The 23,216-nt window shown below is 73.3% G+C and carries 19 protein-coding genes; 8 read left to right on the top strand and 11 right to left on the bottom strand.

Annotated elements, in window-relative coordinates; genetic code table 11:
- Positions 1–28 precede the first annotated feature (28 nt).
- A complete protein-coding gene (locus IFY26_RS13795; RefSeq protein ID WP_232549658.1) occupies positions 29–688 on the top strand; it encodes a TetR/AcrR family transcriptional regulator in 660 nt (219 codons plus the stop codon).
- On the opposite strand, the gene IFY26_RS13790 is transcribed toward IFY26_RS13795, so the two are convergent.
- The 7 genes from IFY26_RS13790 to rsmI all read right to left on the bottom strand — a co-directional run bounded on the left by IFY26_RS13790 (position 672) and on the right by rsmI (position 7,786).
- Positions 672–1,517 carry a transglutaminase family protein gene (locus IFY26_RS13790; protein ID WP_232549583.1) on the bottom strand — a complete coding sequence of 282 codons (846 nt, stop codon included), beginning with the start codon at positions 1,515–1,517 and terminating at the stop codon, positions 672–674. The two genes, IFY26_RS13795 and IFY26_RS13790, sit on opposite strands and share 17 nt — an antisense overlap.
- Positions 1,514–2,437 carry an alpha-E domain-containing protein gene (locus IFY26_RS13785; RefSeq protein WP_232549582.1) on the bottom strand — a complete coding sequence of 308 codons (924 nt, stop codon included), beginning with the start codon at positions 2,435–2,437 and terminating at the stop codon, positions 1,514–1,516. The genes IFY26_RS13790 and IFY26_RS13785 overlap by 4 nt, the downstream gene beginning before the upstream one ends.
- A complete protein-coding gene (locus tag IFY26_RS13780) occupies positions 2,431–4,053 on the bottom strand; it encodes a circularly permuted type 2 ATP-grasp protein (RefSeq protein WP_232549581.1) in 1,623 nt (540 codons plus the stop codon). Before IFY26_RS13780 ends, IFY26_RS13785 begins: the two co-directional genes overlap by 7 nt.
- 67 nt (positions 4,054–4,120) lie before the next feature.
- Positions 4,121–5,065, bottom strand: coding sequence for a 4-(cytidine 5'-diphospho)-2-C-methyl-D-erythritol kinase (locus IFY26_RS13775; protein ID WP_232549580.1), 945 nt, complete (start codon positions 5,063–5,065; stop codon positions 4,121–4,123).
- A 59-nt stretch (positions 5,066–5,124) separates the two neighbouring features.
- Complete coding sequence (gene rsmA, locus IFY26_RS13770; protein WP_232549579.1) at positions 5,125–5,970, bottom strand: 16S rRNA (adenine(1518)-N(6)/adenine(1519)-N(6))-dimethyltransferase RsmA; 846 nt, start codon at positions 5,968–5,970, stop codon at positions 5,125–5,127.
- Complete coding sequence (locus IFY26_RS13765) at positions 5,970–6,932, bottom strand: TatD family hydrolase (RefSeq protein WP_232549578.1); 963 nt, start codon at positions 6,930–6,932, stop codon at positions 5,970–5,972. Before IFY26_RS13765 ends, rsmA begins: the two co-directional genes overlap by 1 nt.
- Positions 6,929–7,786 (bottom strand): 16S rRNA (cytidine(1402)-2'-O)-methyltransferase, encoded by an 858-nt coding sequence (gene rsmI / locus IFY26_RS13760; protein ID WP_232549577.1) that lies wholly within the window; start codon positions 7,784–7,786, stop codon positions 6,929–6,931. Before rsmI ends, IFY26_RS13765 begins: the two co-directional genes overlap by 4 nt.
- 144 nt (positions 7,787–7,930) lie before the next feature.
- Here rsmI and IFY26_RS13755 point away from each other — a divergent pair, with 144 nt between their 5' ends.
- From IFY26_RS13755 to IFY26_RS13740, 4 genes are all read left to right on the top strand, one after another.
- Positions 7,931–9,496, top strand: coding sequence for a dolichyl-phosphate-mannose--protein mannosyltransferase (locus tag IFY26_RS13755; RefSeq protein WP_232549657.1), 1,566 nt, complete (start codon positions 7,931–7,933; stop codon positions 9,494–9,496).
- 143 nt (positions 9,497–9,639) lie between these two features.
- Positions 9,640–11,259, top strand: a complete 1,620-nt coding sequence (locus IFY26_RS13750; protein WP_232549576.1) for an ABC transporter substrate-binding protein — start codon at positions 9,640–9,642, stop codon at positions 11,257–11,259.
- A 103-nt stretch (positions 11,260–11,362) separates the two neighbouring features.
- The gene (locus tag IFY26_RS13745; protein ID WP_232549575.1) at positions 11,363–12,823 is read left to right on the top strand and encodes a uracil-xanthine permease family protein; all 1,461 of its coding nucleotides are present in this window, start codon (positions 11,363–11,365) and stop codon (positions 12,821–12,823) included.
- A gap of 23 nt (positions 12,824–12,846) precedes the next feature.
- Positions 12,847–13,374: a DNA-3-methyladenine glycosylase I gene (locus tag IFY26_RS13740; RefSeq protein WP_232549574.1), complete on the top strand. Its 528-nt coding sequence runs from the start codon at positions 12,847–12,849 to the stop codon at positions 13,372–13,374.
- Between the two features lie 2 nt (positions 13,375–13,376).
- Here IFY26_RS13740 and gnd read toward each other — a convergent pair whose 3' ends face one another.
- Entirely contained in the window at positions 13,377–14,342 is a 966-nt protein-coding gene (gnd, locus tag IFY26_RS13735; RefSeq protein WP_232549573.1) for a phosphogluconate dehydrogenase (NAD(+)-dependent, decarboxylating), read from the bottom strand.
- 123 nt (positions 14,343–14,465) lie between these two features.
- Between gnd and IFY26_RS13730 the strand changes: the two genes are divergently transcribed.
- The 3 genes from IFY26_RS13730 to IFY26_RS13720 all read left to right on the top strand — a co-directional run bounded on the left by IFY26_RS13730 (position 14,466) and on the right by IFY26_RS13720 (position 19,707).
- Positions 14,466–16,451: a cytochrome c oxidase assembly protein gene (locus IFY26_RS13730; RefSeq protein ID WP_232549572.1), complete on the top strand. Its 1,986-nt coding sequence runs from the start codon at positions 14,466–14,468 to the stop codon at positions 16,449–16,451.
- 104 nt (positions 16,452–16,555) lie between these two features.
- Positions 16,556–18,736 carry a heavy metal translocating P-type ATPase gene (locus IFY26_RS13725; RefSeq protein ID WP_232549656.1) on the top strand — a complete coding sequence of 727 codons (2,181 nt, stop codon included), beginning with the start codon at positions 16,556–16,558 and terminating at the stop codon, positions 18,734–18,736.
- Positions 18,737–18,825: 89 nt separating this feature from the next.
- On the top strand, positions 18,826–19,707 hold the full coding sequence (locus IFY26_RS13720) for a hypothetical protein (RefSeq protein WP_232549571.1): 882 nt from the start codon (positions 18,826–18,828) through the stop codon (positions 19,705–19,707).
- A gap of 57 nt (positions 19,708–19,764) precedes the next feature.
- Here the strand turns inward: IFY26_RS13720 and IFY26_RS13715 are convergent, their stop codons facing one another.
- From IFY26_RS13715 to IFY26_RS13705, 3 genes are read right to left on the bottom strand one after another with little or no spacing between them, the layout of a single operon-like run.
- Complete coding sequence (locus tag IFY26_RS13715) at positions 19,765–21,054, bottom strand: MFS transporter (RefSeq protein WP_232549570.1); 1,290 nt, start codon at positions 21,052–21,054, stop codon at positions 19,765–19,767.
- A gap of 48 nt (positions 21,055–21,102) precedes the next feature.
- Complete coding sequence (locus IFY26_RS13710; protein ID WP_232549569.1) at positions 21,103–22,257, bottom strand: AMP-binding protein; 1,155 nt, start codon at positions 22,255–22,257, stop codon at positions 21,103–21,105.
- A 7-nt stretch (positions 22,258–22,264) separates the two neighbouring features.
- On the bottom strand, positions 22,265–23,203 hold the full coding sequence (locus tag IFY26_RS13705; protein WP_232549568.1) for a 1,4-dihydroxy-2-naphthoyl-CoA synthase: 939 nt from the start codon (positions 23,201–23,203) through the stop codon (positions 22,265–22,267).
- Between the last annotated feature and the right edge of the window lie 13 nt (positions 23,204–23,216).

Below are 23,216 nucleotides of genomic sequence, written 5' to 3'. Positions count from 1 at the left end.
CGGCAGGACGCGACGCGGCCGCGTCCGCATGACGCGGGCCGAGCGGCGTGAGCAGTTGGTGGAGGTGGCGCGCGGGCTGTTCGCGGAGAAGGGGCTCGAAGGCACCAGCGTGGAGGAGATCGCGGCGCACGCCGGGGTCAGCAAGCCGGTCGTCTACGAGCACTTCGGCGGCAAGGAAGGGTTGTACGCCGTGGTCGTCGACCGCGAGGTTCGGACGCTGCACGACTCGATCCATGACGCCATTTCACGACCGGATGTGAGCCCGCGGGGGCTGATCGAGCTGGGCACGCTCGCGTTGCTCGACTATCTGGAGGAGAACCCGGACGGGTTCCGCATCATCAGCCGCGACTCTTCGCCCTACTCGGCGGGGGGCACGTTCACGACGATCCTGTCGGGCATCGCGAGCCGGGTGGAGGGGCTGCTGGCGGCGCAGTTCGCCCGCCGCGGGTTCGACCCGAACACGGCGCCCCTGTACAGCCAGATGCTGGTGGGTCTGGTGGCGTTGGCCGGCCAGTGGTGGGTGGACGCCCGCGAGACGACGTCGCTGACGAAGCCGGAGGTCGCCGCGCACCTGGTGAACCTCACCTGGAACGGCCTGCGGGGCCTCGACTCCCGTCCGTCCCTCAAGCTCCCCGCGGACGCGTCCGAGGCCGATGTGGACGACGCGCCGCTCAGCTCAACCGCGTGACGGTGACCTCGACGGAGAGCTCGCCCTCCTCGTCGCCGAGGTAGACCCCGGTGAACGGTGCGACGTCGTCGTAGTCGCGGCCGCGCGCCACGACGATGTGGTCGACGCCGACGGCGCGCAGGTTGGTGGGGTCGATCCCGAGCCAAGCCCCGCCGAACCACTCGACCCACGCGTGGCTCTCCCCCACGATCGCCTCGCCGACGGGGGCGTCCGAGTCGGGCGTGAGGTACCCCGAGACGTAACGGGCCGGGACGCCGAGGTGGCGCAACACGCCGAGCGTGATGTGGACGAAGTCCTGGCAGACGCCCTTGTGCGCCTCCCACGCCTCGGCGGCGTTCGTGGTGGCGACGGTGACGCCGGCCTCGTAGGCGAGATGCTCGTGGATCAGGTCGACCGCGCGGGCGACGGCCGCGACGGGGTCGAGGCCCTCCACCTGCTCGGAGAACCAGGCGAGCAGGTCGTCCGGAAGCGCCGTGCGGGTGCGGACGGAGAGCCACTCCCAGCAGCGGTCGCGCGTCTCCTCGGAGCGCAGCTCCTCCCACGACGTGTCGGGCTGCGGCCGGTCGGCGTCCGAGCACTCCACGGTCGAGATGGCCTCGAGCTCGAGCGACTCGTGCAGCCCGGCCGTCTCGAGGGCCGTGACGCTGGTGCCCCAGTAGTCCTTGTAGGTATGACTCCAGGTCAGGGGCCGGATGCGCAACCGGCTCTCGAGGGTCACCTGGTGTTCCTCGGTCAGCGGCGTCATGCGAATCTCGTTGTGCGAGGCGCTGATCGGGCCGGTGTAGGCGTACGTCGAGGTGTGGACGACGCGGTAGCGCCGGGTGCTCATCGGATCTCCTCCATCCACGTCTGCTCGGCCTCGCTCGGGAAGTAGCGGTGGGCGACGGAGTCCGCGACGGCGGAGACCATCTGCTGGACGCGCACCATCTGCTGGGGCAGCTCGTTGATGACGTTCTCGGGCAGGCGGTACTCCAGCGAGGTGCGGATCCGGCCGAGCAGCCGCCGGGCATCGTTGCCGAAGCCCACGTTCAGGTGCTCGGGTTCCAGGCGGGTGAGGGCGTCCTCGGCCTGCACGAGCGCGTGGAGGACGGAGCGCGGGAACTCGCGGTTGAGGACGAGGAACGTCGCCACGGCACGGTCGGTGAACAGCCCGGACGCGCTGCGCATGAAGGCCTGGTTGCCGCCGCAGGAGCTGAGCACCGACTGCCACGACAGCGCGCCGGTCGGCAACGTTCCGGTGCTGATGATGCGCGCGGTCATGTCGGCGCGTTCGAGGTAGCGGCCCAGCACCAGGAAGTCCCAGGCGTCGTCGTGGCTCATCGTGGAGTCGGCGATGCCGGCGACCAGGATGGCACGCTCGCGCGCCCACGCGAGGTGACGGGCGGTGCCGTCGGGCGGGCCCAACCTCCCCCACCGCAGCCAGGCGGTGTTGATGGCCTCCCACAGGTCGGTCGAGACGGTCTCGCGGGCGCGGCGGGCGTTGTCGCGCGCGGCGTTCCACGAGCCGGTGATCGAGCTGAGGTTGGCGGCGTCGAACACGAGGTTCTCACGCAGGGCGTCGTAGCTGACGAAGTCGTCGCCCACCTCGCCGCCGAGCACGCCGAGGACGCTGCCGACCGACTGGCCGTGGGCACCGTAGCCGCCCTCCAGCTGGTCGAGCCGGACGACGTCGACGAGGCGGGCCGTGCCGTCGACGCGCTCGACGTAGCGGCCGATCCAGAACAGGGATTCGGCGATCCGGCTCAGCACGGCGCCACCCCCGACGCTGCGGCCCCGCTCCGCGGGTACTGCTCGGCCTGCTGTTGCTGCTTCGTCTGTTCCTTCACCGACCGGACGGGGCCCTCGGTGTAGACGGCGGGCGGCGTCATCACGATGACCTCCTTGGTCTCGAGGGAGTCCTCCTCCACCGGCTCGGCGGCGGACGCGTCCGGCTCGAGCACCCAGGTGTCCTTCGACCCGCCGCCCTGGGAGCTGTTCACGACGAGCTGGCCCTCGGGCAGCGCCACGCGGGTGAGGCCGCCGGGCAGCACAGTGATGGTCTCGCCGTCGTTGACGGCGAACGGGCGCAGATCGACGTGGCGGGGGCGCAGGTCGCCGTCGATGAGGGTCGGCACGGTCGAGAGCTGCACGATGGGCTGGGCGATCCAGCCCCGCGGATCGTGCCGCAGCCGGTCACAGAGGGCGTCCAGGGTGGCTCGGTCGGCCGTCTCGCCGATCACCAGCCCCTTGCCACCGGAGCCGTCCACGGGTTTCACGACCATCTTGTCCACGTTCGCAAGGACGTGGCTCAGCGCGGCGGGCTCGTTGCACCGGAACGTGTCGACGTTGGGGAGGATCGGATCCTCATCCAGGTAGTAGGAGATGAAATCGGGCACGTAGCTGTAGACGAGCTTGTCGTCGGCCACGCCGTTGCCGACCGCGTTGGCGATCGTGACGCGTCCGGCACGGACGGCGTTGAGCAGGCCCGGGCAGCCGAGGAGCGAGTCGGAGCGGAAGTGCACCGGGTCGAGGAAGTCGTCGTCGACGCGGCGGTAGATGACGTCGACCTGCTGGTCGCCCCGGGTCGTCCGCATGCGGACGGTGCCACCGGTGCAGATGAGGTCGCGCCCCTCGACGAGTTCGACGCCCATCATGCGGGCCAGCAGGGAGTGCTCGAAGTAGGCCGAGTTGTAGACGCCCGGGGTCATCACGACCACGGTGGGGTTGGGGTTGCCGTCGGGCGCCGCGGCGCGCAGGGCGCGCAGCAGCGTCCGCGGGTAGTCGTGCACCTGGCGGATCCGCAGGGTGCTGAACGCCTCGGGGAACGTGTTGGTCAGGGCGCGGCGGTTGCTGATGACGTAGCTGACGCCGGAGGGCACACGCACGTTGTCCTCCAACACGCGGAACGTGCCCTGCTCGTCGCGGATGAGATCGATGCCCGACACGTGGACCCGAACCCCGTTGTGGGGGCGGATGCCGGCGACCGCGCGGTGGAAGTGGTGGGAGGACACGATGATCTCGTGGGGCAGGATGCCGTCGCTGACCACACGCGGCAGGCCGCCCTCGCGGAGGTACACATCGTCGAGGAAGGACTCCAGGGCCCGGACGCGCTGCTGCACGCCGCGGTCGATGACGTCCCAGTCCTCGGCCGGGATGATCCGGGGGACGAGATCCAGCGGGAACGCCCGCTCCTCGCCCGCGTAGTCGAAGGTCACACCCTGGTCGACATAGCTGCGCGCGAGCTGGTCGGCGCGGGACGCCAGGTGCTCGGGGCCGAGCCTGCTGAGCGTGTCGAACATGACCTCGTACTGCGGGCGCGGGCCGCCTTCGCGGTCGATCATCTCGTCCCAGGCCCGCCCCTGCGGGTAGGTGTCGAACAGCGCCATGGGATCACAATAGGGATCGGCGGGTTACAAGGGCGTTACTTCCACCCGGATCGTGCCGCGGCTCGGCTCAGCCGGCCTGCAATCGGGCACCCGGAGCGGGGCCGGACGCCCGCCGCACCTCGCGGCACAGCCCCAGCCCGCCGAGGGCGACCGACAACCGAACCGCGGCGTCCTCGTGCGGGGCGAGGAAGGCGCACGTCGGCCCCGAACCGGAGACGATGCCGGCGAGGGCGCCCCGCTCCAGCCCGGCGTCCAGCAGATCCCCCAGGGCCGGCTGCAGGTCGAGCGCCGCGGGCTGCAGGTCGTTGACGAGATGCTCGGCCACGCGGGCCGGGTCACCACAGGCCAACCCCTCGAGCAACGCCTCCGGCACCGGGGGCGGGGCCGCGGGCGCGCCGGGGAAGAGGGCGTCGAAGCGGCGAAACACCGCGGGCGTCGAGAGCTCGAACTCGGGCAGGGCGAGCACCCAGTGGTAGCTGCCGCGGCTGAGGACGGGGACGAGCTCGTCGCCGCGTCCGGTGCCCAGGGCGGTGGAGCCGCGCAGGGAGAACGGCACGTCCGCCCCGAGCTGGGCGCCCAGGCCGGCCAACTCGTCGGGCGACACGTCGATGCCCCAGAGCTCGGCGCACGCGACGAGCGCCGCCGCGGCGTTCGCGGACCCACCCGCCATGCCCCCGGTGACCGGGATGGTCTTGCGGATCACGATCTCGACGCCGCGCTCCTGCGCCCCGCCGTGGTGCTCGGCCAGCAGGCGGGCGGCGCGCACGGCGAGGTTGCTGGCGTCCGTCGGCACCCGATCGGCCTGCGCGCCCGCGACGCGCACCGAGTAGTGACCGGGTGCCGCGGCCCGGACGCCCAGGTCGTCGAACAGGCTCAGCGCCTGGAAGACCGTGGCGAGCGGGTGGTAGCCGTCCTCCCGGGGAGCCCCGACGCGCAGGGCCAGGTTCACCTTGCCCGAGGCGCGCACCTTCACCCAGCCACTGCCCGGGGCGAGGGTGCTCAGCGGAGTCATGGGCCTTTCCTACCAGTCGCGCACCCCGGGTGGGAACAGGGAGGCCGAATCGGGCCCCGTCAGCGGCCGGGGGGCAGCTGCTCGGCGATGCGGGCGAAGTCGGCGACCCCCAGCACCTCGCCGCGGGCCTGGGGGTCGACGCCGGCCCGCTCCAGCGCGGCGGCGGCGTCCGCCGACGAACCGAACAGCCCGGCCAGGGCGCCGCGCAGCATCTTGCGCCGCTGGGCGAAGGCCGCGTCGATCACGGTGAACACGTCCCGGCGCGCGGCCGTGGTGTCCGGCGGCTCGCGGCGGGTCAGCGCGACGAGACCGGAGTCGACGTTCGGCACCGGCCAGAACACGGTGGGCGGCACGGTGCCGACGCGGCGGGCCTCGGCATACCAGGCGAGCTTGGCGCTGGGGACGCCGTAGGTGCGGCTGCCCGGCGGGGCGGCCAGGCGGTCGGCGACCTCGAGCTGCACCATCACCAGGCCCCGGGTCACGGAGTCGAACCGCTCCATCACGTGCAGGATGACCGGCACGCTGACGTTGTAGGGCAGGTTGGCCACCACCGCGGTGGGCTGCGGATCGGGCAGGGTGTCGACGCGCAGCGCGTCCGCCGCGACGACGGTGAGCCGCTCGGCCGCCTCGGGCATCCGCTCCGCGACCGTGCGGGGCAGGCGTTGGGCGAGGGCGTCCTCGATCTCGACGACGCTCACGTGGCGGGCCACCTCGAGCAGCCCGAGCGTGAGCGAGCCCAGGCCGGGGCCGATCTCGAGCACGACGTCGTCGGCGCCGATGCCCGAGGCGGCGACGATGCGGCGCACGGTGTTGGGGTCGTGGACGAAGTTCTGGCCACGCTGCTTGGTGGGCCGCAGGTCGAGCGAGGCAGCGAGCTCGCGGATGGTGCGCGGATCCAACAGCATCAGCCCCGCCCTCCCCCGGTTGCGCCGTCAGCAGTGCGCCCGACAGCAGTGTTCTCGACAGCAGTGTTCTCGACAGCAGTGTTCTCGGCAGCAGTGCCCCAGTCCCCGAACAGGGCGGTGGCGTTGGCGTCCAGCTGGGCGCAGAGCTCGGCGAGGTCGACGCCGCGCACATCCGCGATGAACCGCACGGTGTGCGGAAGCAGGTAGCTGGCGTTGGGACGCCCGCGCAGCGGCGCGGGCGTGAGGTAGGGGGCGTCGGTCTCGACGAGGAGGCGGTCGAGCGGGGTGAGGCGCAGCGCCTCGCGGAGGTGTTCGTTGGCCTTGAAGGTCACGGTGCCGGGGAAGGAGAGGTGGGCGCCGCCGTCCAGGCAGCGGCGGGCGAAGGCGGCGTCGCCGGAGAAGCAGTGCATCTGGACGCGGGCGGGCCAGCCCTGGGCGTCCAGCACGTCGACGAGGTCGGCATGGGCGTCGCGGTCGTGGATGACGAGCGCCAGGTCGTGGGCGTGCGCCCAACCGATCTGGGTGGCGAAGGCGTCGCGCTGGCGCGCCCGCTCGGCGGGGTCCTTCACCCAGTAATGGTCGAGGCCGGTCTCCCCCACGCCACGGATCCGGCCGCGGGCCCCGGTGGCGGTGGCATCCACGGCACCGGGGGCGCCCAGCAGCGCTTCGACCTCCCGCAGCGCCTCATCGAGCCCCTCCCCCAGCTCGACGGCGTCGTGGGGGTGGATCGCGACGGTCGCCACCACCTCGGGGTGCTCGGTGGCCAGCGCCAGGGCCGCGGCGGATGACGCCGGGTCGTACCCCACGTCGACGACCCGGTGGACGCCGACGGCCCGGGCGTGCGCCAACGCGTCGGCAGGGGCCAGGCCGGTCGCCCGCGCGGTGGTGGTGAGGTGGGTGTGCGCATCGGTGGTGGGCACCGGGAGCGCCTCGGGGGCCTGGGGAAGCGGCTTGTCGGTCACGCGTTCTCCTTCCGGGCGGCGACGGCGGCCGCGTAGAGATCGCCCTTGGCCAGGCCGGCGGCCCCCGCGACGTGGGCCACCGCGTCCTTAATCCGCTCGCCGTCGCGGACGCGGGCGAGGACGGCCTCGACGGCGTCCGCCTCGGTCATCGCGGGGCCGGACGCCCCGGCGACGACCACGGTGACCTCGCCGCGCACCGTGCCGGTGGCCCAGGCGGCCAGCTCGCCCAGCGGCAGGCGAACGACCTCCTCGTAGGTCTTGGTGAGCTCGCGGCACACGGCGGCGGGGCGTTCGTCACCGAAGGCGTCGCGGGCGGCGGCGAGGAAGTCGGCCAGCCGGTGCGGGGCCTCGAAGAACACCATCGTCCGCTCCTCGGACGCCAACCCCGCCAGCCGGCGCGCCCGCTCCCCCGCCTTGCGCGGGGCGAAGCCCTCGAAACAGAAGCGATCGGTGGGCAACCCCGACAGGGCGAGCGCGGTCAGCACGGCCGAGGGGCCAGGAACGGCCGTGACGCGCACCCCGGCTTCGATGGCGGCGGCCGTGATGCGGAACCCGGGGTCGGACACGCTGGGCATGCCGGCGTCGGTGGCCACCACCACCGTGGCACCGTCGGACAACGCGTCCAGCAGCCCACCGACGCGGGAGGCCTCGTTGCCGTCGAAGTAGGACACGACGCGGGCCGAGAACTCGACCCCCAGCCGGCGGCACAGGTCCCGGAGCCGTCGGGTATCCTCCGCCGCGATGACATCGGCCCCGGTGAGCGCGCGCACCAGCGCCGGGCTGGCGTCCGCGGCGTCCCCGATGGGGGTGGCTGCCAGCACGAGCAGCCCGTCGGGGGTCTGGGAGGAGGTCACCGGCCCAGTATGGCCCACCCCACCGACAGCGCCCGGGCCGCGGGCGTCCGCCACCCGCGGCTGGTGCCCCGTGGTTAGCATGGCCCGGTGAGCAGCACCTCGGCACCGGTCGTCCCACCGGCCGACGCACTGGCCGGCGCGACCCTGCCGGAGCGTCGGCGTCCGGCCGCGATCGAGCGACTGCGCGCCTGGCAGCCCACCGACGAGCTCGCGTCCTGGGGGGTGACGATCGGCATCGCGGCGCTGGCGTTCTTCCTCCGGCTGGTCAACGTGGCGCGGCCGGAGAACAAGCTGGTGTTCGACGAGAGCTACTACGCCAAGGAGGCGTGGTCGCTGCTGCAGTACGGGTATGAGGGCACGTGGGCGGAGGGCGCCAACGCCCAGATCCTCACCGGCGACCTCTCGGGGCTGAGCGATCGGGCCTCCTTCGTCGTCCACCCACCACTCGGCAAGTGGTTGATCGCGTTCGGTGAGTATCTGTTCGGCATGAACAGCTTCGGCTGGCGCATCATGGCGGTGGTGTTCGGTGCGCTGCTGGTCGCCGCGACCATCCGGCTGGCGCGCCGCGTCTCCCGCTCGACGTTGGTGGGCGCGACCGCGGGCGTTCTGCTCACCTTCGACGGCCTGGCGTTCACCATGAGCCGCATCGCGCTGCTCGACATCTTCCAGGCCACGTTCCTCGTCATGGCGGTGGCCGCGGTGGTGGCGGACCGGGACCACGCCCGCCACCGCCTCGCCGACGCGATGGAGCGCCGGGGGCTCACGTCGCTCGCCGGCACGTTCGGCCCGATGGTGTGGTGGCGGCCGTGGCGGTGGACGGCCGGCGTCCTGTTCGGCTGCGCCGCCGCGTGCAAGTGGAACTCGATCTTCGTGCTGGCGGTGTTCGGGATCGTCTCGGTGCTGTGGGACGTCGGGGCCCGGCGGCTCGCGGGCGCGGGGTTCCGGTCGTGGCTGGCGCTGGTGCTCGACGGCCTCCCCGCCTTCGTCGCGATGGTGGTCACGGCCGCCCTCACCTACCTGGCCACCTGGACGCGCTGGCTCCAGACCACAGGCGGCTGGGGCCGCGGCTGGGGAGCCGACCACCCCGACGACCCGTGGGTCTCGGCGTTCGGCCAGGGGCTGGCGTCCCTGCTGAACTACCACCGCGACATCTTCAACTTCCACACCGGCTCCTACATTCGCGAACAGACGCACCCCTACGACGCCCACCCCGCGGGCTGGCTGCTCATGCTGCGCCCGACGGGGATCGACGCCGTGAACGACATCGTGCCCGGCACGGACGGGTGCCTGGGCCCGGACAACTGCCTGCGCGTCATCAGCGGCATGGGCACCCCAGTGCTGTGGTGGATGGCGGCGATCGCCCTCGTCGTGGCGATCGTCTGGTGGGTCGCCGGGCGTGACTGGCGCTTCGGCGTCCCCGTGCTGGGCGCCCTGGCCACCTATCTGCCGTGGTTCGCCTCCACCGACCGGCCGACGTTCTTCTTCTACGCGATCACCATCATTCCGTTCACCTGCATCGCCCTCGCGATGGTGCTGGGGCTGGTCGTCGGCCCGGTCGACGGGCCCGGACGCCGGCGCGGTGGCATCATCGCCGGGGTCGCCGTCGGGCTGGTGGTGGCCAACTTCGCCTACCTCTACCCCGTCCTGACCGACCAGCTGCTGCCCCACCCCAGCTGGCTGGCGCGGATGTGGCTGCGCAGCTGGATCTGAGCACGCGGGCGTCCGAGCAGAGCGCGGGGGCGTCGTGCCCAAACCGCGATGAAACCGTGATCTGGCCGCGTCCGATGGCCGGGTCCCGGCCGGTAGCGTGGGGCGCCCACCCACCGTGTGATTGATCTGTTGGAGGTCCGGCCATGCCCCCGTGGCGCGTCGCAGTGGCCGGTGCCCTCCTGGCCGCCGTGTTCGCCGGCTGCTCCGGCGAACCGGACGCCCCGCCCACCCCGGAACCGACCGTCACCGCGGAGGCGCCCGCCGACATCAACGCGACGGCCCGCGAGACGCTGAGCGACGGCGGCACCCTGCGGCTGCGGCTGCGGGACATCCCGGCTCAGTGGAACCCCGACCACCCGGACGGCGCCACCGCCGATCTGCGCGCCCTCACCGAGCCGCTCACCAGCCCCACGTTCGTGCTCGACGCGGCGGGCCGGGCGACCCCCAACCCCGACGTGCTCGCCTCGGCCGAGGTGAGCCACGAGGGTCACACGCGCGTGACGCTGCACCTCAACCCGGCCGCCCGCTGGGGTGACGGCGCCCCGGTGACCGCCGAGGACTGGATCGCGACGTGGCACGCCCTGTCCGGGCGGACGCCGGGCGTCACCCCGTCCGCCACTCGACGCTGGGCGGACGTCACCGCGGTGGCCGAGGGCGGCGACTCCCACACCGTCGTCGTGGATTTCGACGGCCACGTGCCCGACTGGGCCGAGCCGCTGGCCCCGGGGGTGCTGCGGGCAGCCACGGTGACGGACGCCGAGGCGTTCGCCTGGTCATCGTTCGACCCGGCGCGCCACGCCGGGCCGTTCACGATCACCCACGTGGACGCACACCAGGGGGTCGTGACCCTGGAGCGCAACCCGCAGTGGTGGGGTGATGCGCCGCGGCTGACGCGCATCGTGTTCCGCACCCTCGGCGATGCGGTCGCCCCCGCCGCGTTCCGCAACAACGAGCTCGACCTGCTGGACGTGGGCGCCGACGAGGCGGTCGGTGAGAAGGTGCGGGGGGCGACCGATGCCACGGTGCGCCAGGCACCCGCCCCGACCGGCCGCCTGTTGCGTCTCGACCGCGACGGGCCGCTCGGGGAGGCGGCGGTGCGGCGGGCGCTGCTGCTGGGCACGGACCGTGACGCTCTGGCCCGCACCGAGGTGTCGGGGCTGGCCGCACCCGTGCGGGTGTGGTCCGACCCGCTGTTGCTGCCCAACCAGCCCGGTTACGCCGACCAGGCCCTCGCGACGGGGCTCGGGTGGGACGCCGAGCGCGCCCGCGCCGAACTGGCCGCGGCGGGCTGGACGCTGACCGGTGCGGGCGGGCTGGCGAGGGACGGTCACGTGCTGGCGCTGGCGATGGCCGTGCCGGCCGACGATCCGGGGGCGGCGACGGAATTCGAGCTGCTGGCCGAGCAGTGGGGCGCGTTGGGCGTCCGGCTGGAGGCCGTCGAGACCGCGGACGCGGCGGCGGCCGCCGCTGCCGACGTCGACATCGTGCCGGTGCAGCACACGGTGGGTGCGTTCCCGCTGGCCCACCTCCCCGCCGCGGCCGATCCGGCGCTGGCCGAGCACGTGGTGAAGGTGGCGTCCGAGACCGACGTGGTGCGTCGCGTCGACCAGGCGAACCAGCTCTCGCGGCTGCTGTGGGAGGACGTCGCGACGATCCCGCTGTACCAGGAACCCCAGGTCGTGGCGGTGCGGAACCGGTTGGCGAACGTCGGGGCGGGCGGGTTCGCCACGACGGCGTGGGAGGACGTCGGCTGGCAGTCCTGACCGGCTGACGTGGACAGGCCCTCTGGACGGGGCGGCGTCCGGCTAGATTGCCCTCGGCTCCTGGTGGGTCGACCCACACTGGGTTCGAGGTGAAGGCGAGCGCATGGCGTTGTGGAAGCTGCACGGTGACGGAAACCTCCGGCCGGGGGCGGTGGTGGCCCCGGACGAGCGCCTCGGGTGGGGCAGGACGATCGGGCTCGGCGCCCAGCACGTGGTGGCGATGTTCGGTGCCACCTTCGTGTTCCCGCTGCTCATGGGGCTCAACCCGCAGCTGGCGGTGATGATGTCGGGCATCGCGACGCTGCTGTTCCTGGCCCTGGTGCGCGGCCGCGTGCCGAGTTACCTGGGGAGCTCGGCGTCCTTCGTGGGCGTCGCGACGGCGATCTACGCGGCCGGCGGCAACCCCAGCCACGTGACGGGCGCGATGCTCTGGGTGGGCGTGACGCTGGCCGTCGTCGGCGTCGTGATCCACGTCGCCGGTTCCGGGGTCATCCACCGCTGGCTGCCGCCGGTGGTCACCGGAGCGGTCGTGATGCTGATCGGATTCAACCTCGCGCCGGTCGTGGCCAGCGCCTACTGGCCGCGCGACCAGTGGGTCGCGTTGATCACGATGCTCGTCGTGGTGGTGCTGAGCGTGGGGCTGCGCGGGTTCGCGGGCCGCATCGCGATCTTCCTGGCACTCATCACCGGCTACGTGCTGAGCTGGCTGTTCGATCTCATGTTCGGGCCGGTGACCGCCCCCAACGACGCCGGTGAGCTCGTGACGCAGCCGCGGGTCGACTGGTCGGGCGTCGCGGCGGCCGACTGGTTCGGGCTGCCGCCGGTCACCGACCTGGCCACGTGGCAGCTGGGGGCGACCACGAACGTGGTGGGCTTCCACCTGCCCACGTTCGACCTGGCGTTCGCGCTGATCGCGTTGCCCGTGACGATCGCGCTCATCGCGGAGAACACCGGCCACGTGAAGGCGGTGGCCGAGATGACGGGTGCGGATCTCGACCCGGTCATGGGCCGGGCCATCGGGGCCGACGGCGCCGCGTCCGTGCTCGCGACGGCCGTGGGCGCGGGCCCGACGACGACCTACGCCGAGAACATCGGCGTCATGGCGGCCACCCGGGTGTACTCCTCGGCGGCCTACGTCGTGGCGGCCCTGGTGGCCATCGGCTTCGGGTTCAGCCCCAAGTTCGGGGCGATCGTGTCGGCGACGCCGCCCGGGGTGCTCGGCGGCATCACCGTGGTGCTCTACGGCATGATCGGCCTGCTCGGCGCCAAGATCTGGAAGGAGAACGGCGTCGACTTCGGCAACCCGCTCAACCTGGTGCCCGTCAGTGCCGGCATCATCATCGGTGTGGGCAACGTCTCCCTCGATCTCGGCGGCGGCTTCACCCTCGGCGGCATCGCGCTGGGCACGATCGTGACCGTCGCCGTCTACCACCTGGCGCGCGCGCTGGCGCCCGCGGAGCTGAAGAACCGCCACGAGGGCGCGGTGCTCATCGTCGACCGACCCGGGGCCTACGCCGAGGACGCCGGCCCCGATTCCCCGTCACCCGGCGCTGACCAGGGGTGACAGGCGCGGCCTAATGTCTGGGCATGAAGCGACCTGCGTGGGCCGAGGCCACTGACCTCCTGCGCCACTACTACGACACCGAGTGGGGTCTCCCCGTCACCGACGCGGCGGGCGTCTACGAGCGCATCGTGCTGGAGGGGTTCCAGTCCGGCCTGAGCTGGGCGACGATCCTGCGCAAGCGGCCCGCGTTCCGGGATGCGTTCGCCGGGTTCGATCCCGACGTCGTCGCCCGGTTCGACGAGACCGACGTCGCACGGCTCCTGGGCGACGCGGGCATCGTCCGCAACCGCCGCAAGATCGAGGCGGCGATCACGAACGCCCGCGCCGCGGTGGCGCTCCGAGAGACCGGGGTCGACCTCGCCGAGCTCGTCTGGTCGTTCCGGCCCGACGACCCGACGGAGGAGTCCGACGCGGGCCCGGACCGCCCCAGCCAGTCAGCGGCGTCCCGGGCGCTGGCGTCCGCGTTGAAGAAGGCCGGCTTCGTGTTCGTGGGCCCCGTCACGGCCTACGCGCTCATGGAGGCCATCGGCATCCTCGAGCACCGGGCGTGAGCTCAGTTCGGGTTGGCGACCTCCGCCGTCGTGGCGGCGCCGGCGTCCTGCGGGGAGGCGTCGCCCACGGGCACGCTGACGTCGCTGGGCTCCTCGGCCCGGACGGCGTGGCCGCCGAACTGGTTGCGCATGGCCGCCACCATCTTCATGGTGGGGCTGTCCTCCTGCTGGCTGACGAAGCGCGCGAAGAGCGCCGCGGAGATGGTGGGCACCGGGACGCCGAGGTCGACGGCGGCGTTGACGGTCCACCGGCCCTCGCCGGAATCCGCGGCGTAGCCCTCGATGGCGGCCAGGTGCGGGTCGGCGTCCATGGCGCGCACCATGAGATCGAGCAACCACGAGCGGATGACGGTTCCCTCGCGCCAGCTCTCGAACACCTCCGGCACGTGGGTGACGATGCCGGCCTTCTCGAGCAGCTCCCAGCCCTCGGCGTAGGCCTGCATGAGGCCGTACTCGATGCCGTTGTGCACCATCTTGGCGAAGTGGCCGGCGCCAGCGTCGCCCGCGTGGACGAAGCCGAAGTCGCCCTCGGGCTTGAGCGCCTCGAAGATCGGCATGACCGTCTCGACGGCCTCCTCGGGGCCACCGCACATCAGGGCGTAGCCGTTCTCGAGGCCCCACACGCCGCCGGAGACGCCGCAATCGATGAAGTGGATGCCCTTGCTGCCCAGGTGCTCGGCGTGGCGGGCGTCGTCGGTGTAGGGGCTGTTGCCACCGTCGATGACGATGTCGCCCTCGCCGAGGTGGGTGGCGAGCTCCTCGAGCACCTTGTCGGTGATCTTCCCCGCCGGCACCATCACCCACACGACGCGGGGGCTGTCGGTGAGCTGGGCCACCATGTCGGCCTGGTCGGTGGCGTCGGAGATCTCCTGATTGGTGTCGAACCCGACGACGGTGTGGCCCGCCCGGCGGAGACGCTCCCGCATGTTGCCGCCCATCTTGCCCAACCCAATGAGTCCCAGTTGCACGATGCCCTCCTCGCTTGGTGGCCGCGGCCGCGGCGCGAACCCAGCCTAGCGACGCCGGGTGCCCGGGCGGGAGTAGACTCGGGGCTCCCCCGCCCGCGTCCGAACCCGACCGAGGAGTCGCAGGTGCCCCACACCGCAGCGCATCCCAGCCGCCGCACCCCCGCGCTGCCGAGCCCGGCGATGCTGGGCAGCGTCGCCGGTGCCGCCGTGGTGGCCTACGTCTTCGTGTGGGGGCTGGGCCTGGTGCTGGGCGACCGGCCGCCGTTGCCGGCGCGCATCCAGGCCGACCACGTCACGGGCATGGCCTCGCTGCTCGCCGATCTCACCGGACGCCTCGCGGCGCTCGTGACGCTGGGGTCGGTGCTGGCCCGGCTGGTCCACCGCCGCGACGAGCGCCTGGTGCGGGTGGCGGGCCGCGCCGCGCAGGTCTGGTTCGCCGCGGCGCTGCTCAACACGGTGACCAACCCCGCCTACGTCAACGGTGTGCCGATGGGGACGGTGCTCACGCCCGCCAGTTGGTGGACGTTCCTCGGCGCCACCCCCTCCGCCCTCGCGTGGCTCGCGAACGCGTTCGTGGCGCTGGGCATCGTGCTCGTCAGCTACACCCGGCGCGGCACCGGTGCGCTCGCGCTCGGTTTTGCCGCCGGGGTGCTGGCCCAGCTGTTCGTGGCCGTCACCGGCAACGTGACGGTGGGGCTGAACCACGACTGGGCGACGGACGCCACGGTCGTGCTGACCCTGGCGTTCGTGCCGCTGGCCACCGGCGCCTTCGCCGCGCTGGTCGCCGGCACCCCGGAGGCGGTCGCCCGCCACCACCGGTCCGTGCCCGCCCTGGTGGCCCTGACCGGCGCCGGCCTGCTCGTCGTCGCGTGGCAGCAGCTGGCCGGGCAACGCCTCACCGACCATCTCTACGGGCTCGGCATCGGCGGCCTGTTCGTGGTGCTCGGCGCCCTGCTCGTGAGCTGGCTGGTGCGCCAGCTCACCGGCGAGCTGGACGCCACGCGTCCCGCCCGGGCCCTGTGGTCGGTGACGCGTGACGTGGTGCTGGTCGTGCTCGCGCTCGGTTTCGCGGCCGCGGAGAACCACATTCCGACCCCCCGGTTCCTGGAGCCGCAGAACATCCAGATCAACTACCTCGGCTACGAGGTGGCGGTGGCCCCCACCCTCGAGCGTCTGCTGGGGCTGGGGCGTCCGAACCTCCTGTGGGTGGTGCTGGGGCTGGCGGCGGTGGGCTGGTACCTGTGGGGCATGCGCCGGGCCCGGCTGCGCGGCGTCCGCTGGCCCCTCGGACGCCTCGTGGCCTGGTGCGCGGCGTGGCTGTTGTTCGCCTATCTGGCGCTCAGCGGGCTGTGGGAGTACTCCACGGTCATGTACAGCTGGCACATGGTGGTGCACATGACCGTCAACATGCTCGTGCCGGTGCTCGCCGTGCTCGGGGCGCCGCTCAGCCTGGCGCACGCCGCCGCCGGGCCCGACCCGGCGCCGACGAGCCCCGGCGGTCTGCTGGTCGCGATCGAGCAGAACCGGGCCTGGCAGCTGGCCACCAGCCCGCCGGTTGCCTGGCTGGCGTACGTCGGCAGCCTGTTCCTGGTGTACTTCACACCGCTGTTCCCGTGGCTGATGCGCTACCACTGGGCCCACCAGCTGATGCTGCTGTTCTTCGCGACCACCGGCTATCTGTTCTTCAACCTGATCATCGGCCATGACAAGACGGCCTGGGAGGTCCCCCACCTCATCAAGCTGGCGCTCGTGATCTCGATCATGCCGTTCCACGCGATGTTCGCGGTCGGCATCCTCAGCTCCGGCGCCCTCATCGGCGCCGACTTCTACCAGACGCTGGCCATGCCCTGGCTGCCCGACCTGATGGCCGACCAGAGCACCGCCGGCCAGGCCACCTGGATCCTCGGCGAGGTGCCGCTGTTCATCGTGCTGGTGTCCTTGGCAGCGCAGTGGTTCCGCTCCGACACCGCGGACGCCGAGCGGATCGACACGGCGGCCGACGCGGGTGAGGACGACTCCTTCGACGCCTACAACGACATGCTGGCCGAACTGGCCCGTCGGGACGCCGGCGAGCGTCGCGCGGCCGCGCTGCGGCCCCCCGAGCGATGACCGGCACTCCCCCGGCCGCCCCCGCCTCCACGCACGCGGACCCGGCCGCCCCGGCCGCGCCGACGAGCGGCCTCGACCAACGCGTGGAGCTGGACGTGGCCGGCATGACGTGCGCGGCGTGTGCCGCCCGGATCGAGAAGAGGCTCGGCAAGATGCCGGGCGTGACCGCCACGGTCAACTACGCCACCGAACGCGCGGTCGTGCTGGGCCTGGCACCCGAGCGGGCCGCAGAGGCGGTCGCGGTCGTCGAGGCCGCCGGTTACGGCGCGAGCCCGGTGGGCGAGGGTGAGTCGACCGGTTACACCGACCGCGTCCGGCTGCTGCGCAACCGGCTCATCGTGGCCGCCTTCCTCACCGTCCCCCTGGGCGACGTGGCGATCGTGCTCGCGCTCGCCCCCCAGATGCGGTTCCCCGGGTGGGAGTGGGTGCTCCTGGTCGCGTCCCTGCCGGTCGTGTTCTGGTGCGCATGGCCGTTCCACAAGGCGGCCTGGCGCAACCTGCGCCACGGTGCGACGAGCATGGACACGCTGGTGTCGCTCGGGATCCTGGCCGCGTTCACCTGGTCGCTGGTGGCCGTGGTGACCGGCTCAGCGGACGCCTCGGGCTACTGGCTGGGCTACGGCATCGCCCCCGCCGGGGCGGACTCCCTGTACCTCGAGGTGGCGGCCGCGGTCACGACGTTCCTCCTGGGCGGCCGCTACATGGAGGCCCGTTCGAAACGCTCCGCGCGCAGCGTGCTCTCCGCGCTGGGGCGCCTGGCCCCGACCACGGTGCGCGTGGTGCGCGACGGTGTGGAGTCGGTGATCGGCATCGGCGAGCTGGTGGTGGGCGACCGGTTCGCGGTGCTGCCGGGCGAGCGGATCGCCACCGACGGCACGGTCGTGCTGGGTTCGAGCGCGCTGGACACCTCGATGATGACGGGCGAGCCCGTGCCCCGGGAGGTCACCGAGGGTGACGTCGTGCTGGGTGGCACCATCAACACCACCGGCGCGCTCATCGTGCGGGCCGACCGGGTGGGCGCGCACACCCAGCTCGCGCAGATGGCGGCGACGGCCGAGCAGGCCCAGGCGCGCAAGTCGCGCGTCCAGACGCACGTGGACCGGATCGTCGCGTGGTTCGTGCCCGCCGTGCTGGTGATCGCACTCGTGACGCTCGTCGCCTGGTTCGCGGTCGGTGGCGGGCCGCGCGCGGCGTTCAGCGCAGCGTTGAGCGTGCTCATCATCGCCTGCCCGTGCGCGTTGGGCCTGGCCACGCCGACGGCGCTCATGGCGGGCGTGGGGCGCGGCGGCCAGCTCGGCATCCTGATCAAGGGCCCCGACGCGCTCGAGGCGTCCGGGGTCATCGACACCGTGGTGCTCGACAAGACGGGCACGCTCACCTCCGGGGAGATGGGGGTGCGCGAGGTGGTTCCGGCCGCCGGGGGTGACGCCGCCGCCGTCCTGGCGGCCGCCGCGGCGGTGGAGGCCCGCTCCGAGCACCCGATCGCGCGCGCGATCGGCCGCCACGCCGAGCAGGTGGGGGTGGACGCGGCACCGGCCGACGGGGTGCGCGCAGTGTCAGGCCGGGGGGCGTCCGGCACGGTGGCCGGTCAGCGGGTGCTGGTGGGCAATGCCTCGCTGCTCGCCGAGCACGACGTCGCGGTTCCGGAGGCGGTGACCGCCGTGGTGGCCGCGGCCGAGGAGGAGGGGTGCACGCCGGTGTTGGTGGCCGTGGACGCGGTGGTGCTCGGCACCGTCGTGCTGACCGACCGGCTCCGGGAGTCCGCGGCCGAGGCCATCGCGCGGCTCAAGGCACTCGGCCTGCGCACCGTGCTGCTGACGGGCGACAACGCGTCCGCCGGGGAGGCAGTCGCCCACGCCGTCGGGGTCGATGAGGTCATCGCCGGCGTGCTCCCCACCGAGAAGACCGCCGTGATCGAACGGCTCCAGGCGGAGGGCCGCGTCGTCGCGATGGTCGGTGACGGCATCAACGACGCCGCGGCGCTGGCCTCGGCGAACCTGGGCCTGGCCGTCGTCTCGGGCACCGATGTGGCGATGAAGTCGGCCGACATCATCCTCGTCCGCCGCCACCTCGGCGTGATCGGGGACGCGATCGTGTTGGCCCGCCGCACGCTGCGCACCATCCGCGGCAATCTCGTCTGGGCGTTCGCCTACAACGTCGCGGCGATCCCGTTGGCCGCGCTCGGCCTGCTCAACCCCCTGATCGCCGGGTTCGCCATGAGCCTGTCGAGCGTGTTCGTGGTCTCCAACTCCACGCGCCTACGTCGCGCCGACCCCAGCCGCTGAACGTCACCGCGCCGCTGGCGTCCCCGCCGCAGGCCCCACTAGGGTGGGAGCTCGACCCGCCCGACCCCCGTCCCACCACAGGAGCGCGCGTGAGCAATGCAACGGTGATCCAGACGGTGGCCTTCGCCACCCGCGAGTTCAACCGCCTCTACGACGCCCTGGTGCGCAGCGACGAGCCGGTTCCCGACGACGCCGATCTCGCCGAGGACGGCGACCAAGTCACCGACACAGCGGGCGAGGCCGCCGATGACGCGACGACGAACGGCGACGACGCGGCGAAGAAGGGCGGCCTGCTGCGCGGAGCGGTGGGAGCGGCCGTCGGCACCGTCGTGGGCGCGGCACGGCTCGGGCTGGGCGCGGCGCGGTTCGGAGCCCGGCTGGTGACCGGACGGACGCACCCGGCGGCCCGCGGCTGGAGCAAGCTCTCGGCCGACAAGCGCATCGCCTGGTGGCGCACGCGGCTCTCGATCGCGGCGGCCAGTGCCGCGGCGGTGCCGAGCGCGACGGGTCGCATCGGTTCGGCGCTGGGGGTCGTGGACGCCATCGGTGCCGCCGGCCAGATCATCATGGCCTGCGCGGTGGGCAAGGAGCTGGGCGCCTCGGAGCGCGAACAGATCCGGGTGGCCGCGCAGGTGGCCCTCGGTGCCGAGGCGACGCCGGAGGAGATCGACGCCGTCCTGGCGGGAGACATCGACGCCGACGCGGCGGACGGTGGGGAGGGCGCGGAGCGCGAGGAGGCGGCGCGGCGCGGCGTCGTGGGCCGAATCGGCGCGACGGCCGGGCTCGTCCGCGACGTCGCCGGCCGGTTGTACCGGCTGCGTTCCTCCCTCGGCGAGCGGCAGCGCGGCGGACTGTTCGCCCGCGCCCTCAGCAACCTGCCCGTCGTGGGTGCGGCCGGGGGCTTTCTCGCCGAGCGCTCCGGCGTGCACCGGGCGGCCCGAGCCGCACGCGAGGCCTACGAGCGGGCCTGACCCGCGCGGCGTCCTGCACGCCACGGCCCCCGCGGGCGGTTCACCCGGGCGGGAGGGTCACAGGGTGGCGTCGCGGGTATCGGGCATGCGCCAGAAGACAACGGCCGAGATCAGGCACAGCGCGATCACGACGGCCTGGAACACCCAGAACGTGCCGGCGATCACCATGGCCGTCGCCAGCACCGGCGCGAGCCCGCCGAACACCGCGACCGCCACGCCGTAGGGCAGGGAGATGCCCGCGGTGCGCACCTGCGGCGGGAACTGCTCGGCCATCACCGCGGCGAGCGAACCCGCGTAGGCGGCGAGGAACACCGCGCTGAGGGACGCGGCGAGCGCCACGCTCGCCGCGGACGTGCCGATGAGGCCCGTCAGCGGCACGAACGTCGCCGCCGAGCCGAGCGCGAAGAACAGCAGCATCGGTCGGCGTCCGATGCGGTCGGACAGGGCACCGGAGAACGGCTGCAGCACCGTGAACAGCGCCAGGCCGAGGGCCGCGGCGAGCTGGGCGGCGGCGACCGGAACGCCGGTGTGCAGCGTCATGATCGAGGGCAGCGAGACGAACCAGAACTGCACCAACGCCGTGCCGGCCGCCACGAGCCCAACGACACGCAGGGCGGCGCGGGGGTGCTCGCGGAGCACCGCGGTCAGCGGGCGCCGCTCCACCTGCCCGCTCGCGCGCACTTGGGCGAACGCCTCGGTGTCCGGCACGCTGACGCGCAGCCAGAGCCCCAGCAGACCGAGCACCGCGCCGACGCCGAACGCGATGCGCCATCCCCAGGCCATCAGGAAGTTCTCCGGCAGCGTGGCGAACATCGCCGCGGCGAGGGCGGAGGCGAGCAGCGTGCCGGCCCCGACCGACACCTGCTGCCACGAGCCGGCCCAGGCGCGGCGTCCGGCCGGCGCGTTCTCGACGAGGAAGGCCGAGGACGTGCCGAACTCCCCGCCCGCGGAGAAGCCCTGGGCGCACCGGGCCAGCGTGAGCAGCACGGGCGCGGCGACGCCGAGCGTCGCCGGCGTGGGCAGCACCGCGATGAGCCCGCTCGCACCGGCCATGATGGCGATGGCCAGGGTCATCCCCGCCCGGCGGCCGTGGCGGTCGGCGTACGAGCCCAGCACGGCCGCCCCGAGCGGACGGAAGAAGAAGCCAACCGCGAACACGGCGAAGGCGGCGAGCAGGCGGGTCGCCCGATCCTCCCCCGCGAAGAACGAGTCGGCGACATAGGGTGCGAAGAAGGCGTAGACCGACCAGTCGAACCACTCCACGAGGTTGCCGACCGTTCCGGCGACCAGGGCGCGGCGCCGCGTCCGATCGGTGCGCTGCGTCGCGATGGCGTCCTCCCTCGTCACGGGCCGTCCGGCGCCCTCCGCGCCGCGGGGGCGGGGCCGCGTCTCAGGCTACGCCCGAGCACGCTCGGCCTGCTGCGCCCACGCCCGCACGGCGCGGGTGTCGACCTTGCCGGAGGGGCGCAGCGGCCAGGCGTCGGTGCGCAGCACCGCCTTGGGCCGCTCAGCCGGGGCCAGGTGTGCGGTGGCGGCCCGCGCCCGAGCGAGGTCGGCGTCGCCCGTGGTGACGGCCACCACCCGCTGACCCCACTCCGCGTCCGGGACGCCGACGACGACCCAGGCTCCCCCCGCGCGGGCCAGGGCCGTCTCGACGACGTGGGGATCCACGTTCACGCCGCCGGAGATGATGACATCGTCGGCCCGGCCCCGCACCACCAGGCGTTCGCCGTCCCAGCTCCCCCGGTCTCCCGTGACGAGCCAGCGGACGCCCTCGGCGTCCGTGCGGAACGGTGCTGCCGAGGAGGTCGATCGATCGCCCGCGTCGAGGTAACCGGTCGCGAGCACCGGACCGGCGATGTGGACGCGGCCCCCCTCGGTGCGCACCTGCACGCCCGGCAGCGGCACGCCGTCATAGACGCAGCCGCCGGAGGTCTCCGTCATGCCGTAGGTGGTGACCACGCGCACGCCGGCGCGGCGGGCGCGGTCGGCCAGGTCGGGGGCCAGCGCGGCGCCGCCGACGAGCACGGCGTCGAAACCCGCCACGAGGTCGGGCGCCTCGGCGAGCAGCCGGTGCAGCTGGGTCGGCACCAGGGAGAGGTGGTGGGGCACCCCGGGAGTCAGGCGCGCGACCGCCGCGGCCAGCGGGGCGGCCCGCAGCTCGGGGCACACGACCGGCTCATGACCGGCCAGTACGCTGCGCAGCACCACCTGGAACCCGGCGACCGCGTGCACCGGCAGCGACGTCACCCACTGCCCGCCCACCCCCCGGCCAACGCCTCCCAGCCGGTCGATCGTGGCCCGGGCGGACGCGGTGAGCGCGGCCCGCGAGAGCCCCACGAGCCGCCCGGTGCCGTCGGTGGAGCCCGAGGTGCGCAGCACGACATCCACACCGGCCAGCTCCCCGTCGATCCGGGCGGCGGACGCCTCGAACTCGGCGCGGGTCGGCGCCATGAGCAGCACGTCGCCCCGCCAGTCCTCGAGCTGACGGTACAAGCCGCGCACGGCGTCGGCGTCGACGCCGCCGCGTCCCCAGCGCAGACCCCTCATCGCGGCGTCAGAAGTGGTGCGGGAAGGCGGACCAGTCGGGCTGGCGCCGTTCCAGGAAGGCGTCGCGGCCCTCGACGGCCTCGTCGGTCATGTAGGCCAGCCGCGTCGCCTCCCCGGCGAACACCTGCTGCCCGGCCAGGCCGTCGTCGGCCAGGTTGAAGGAGAACTTCAGCATGCGCAGGGCTTGGGGCGACTTGGTGGCGATGATCCGCGCGTACTCCAGGGCGAGCTCCTCGATCTCGGCGTGGTCAGCGACCTCGTTGACGATGCCCCAGCGCTCGGCGTCCGCCGCGGAGTACTCCCGGGCCAGGAAGAAGATCTCGCGGGCGCGCTTGTCGCCGGCCTGCCGGGCCAGCAGCGTCGAGCCGTAGCCGGCGTCGAAGGAGCCGACGTTGGCGTCGGTCTGCATGAAGCGCGCGTGCTGGCGCGACGCGATCGAGAGGTCGCACACCACGTTGAGCGAGTGCCCCCCACCCGCGGCCCAGCCCGACACCACCGCGATGACGACCTTCGGCATGGTGCGGATCAGCCGCTGCACCTCCAGGATGTGGAGCCGGCCGGCGCGGGCGGGGTCGATCTGCTCGCGGCGCTGCTCGGCCGCCGCCCGGGCGTCCGCCCCGTCGGCCTCGTAGCGGTAGCCGTCGCGGCCCCGGATCCGCTGGTCCCCGCCGGAGCAGAACGCCCAGCCGCCGTCCTTGGGTGAGGGCCCGTTGCCGGTCAGCAACACCGTGCCCACGCCGTTGGTCATGCGGGCGTGGTCGAGGGCGCGGTAGAGCTCGTCGACGGTGTGCGGGCGGAACGCGTTGCGCACCTCGGGCCGGTCGAACGCAACCCGGACGCAGCCCAGATCCTCCCCCGCGGCGTCGACGGCGCGGTGGTAGGTGATGTCGGTGAAGTCGAAGCCCTCGACGGCACGCCAACGGGACGGATCGAACGGGTTCTCCATGGTGGACCACCCT

Source organism: Propioniciclava soli (assembly GCF_014858005.1).
Lineage (GTDB): Bacteria > Actinomycetota > Actinomycetes > Propionibacteriales > Propionibacteriaceae > Propioniciclava > Propioniciclava soli.
This window is presented reverse-complemented; position numbering and strand designations above follow the sequence as displayed.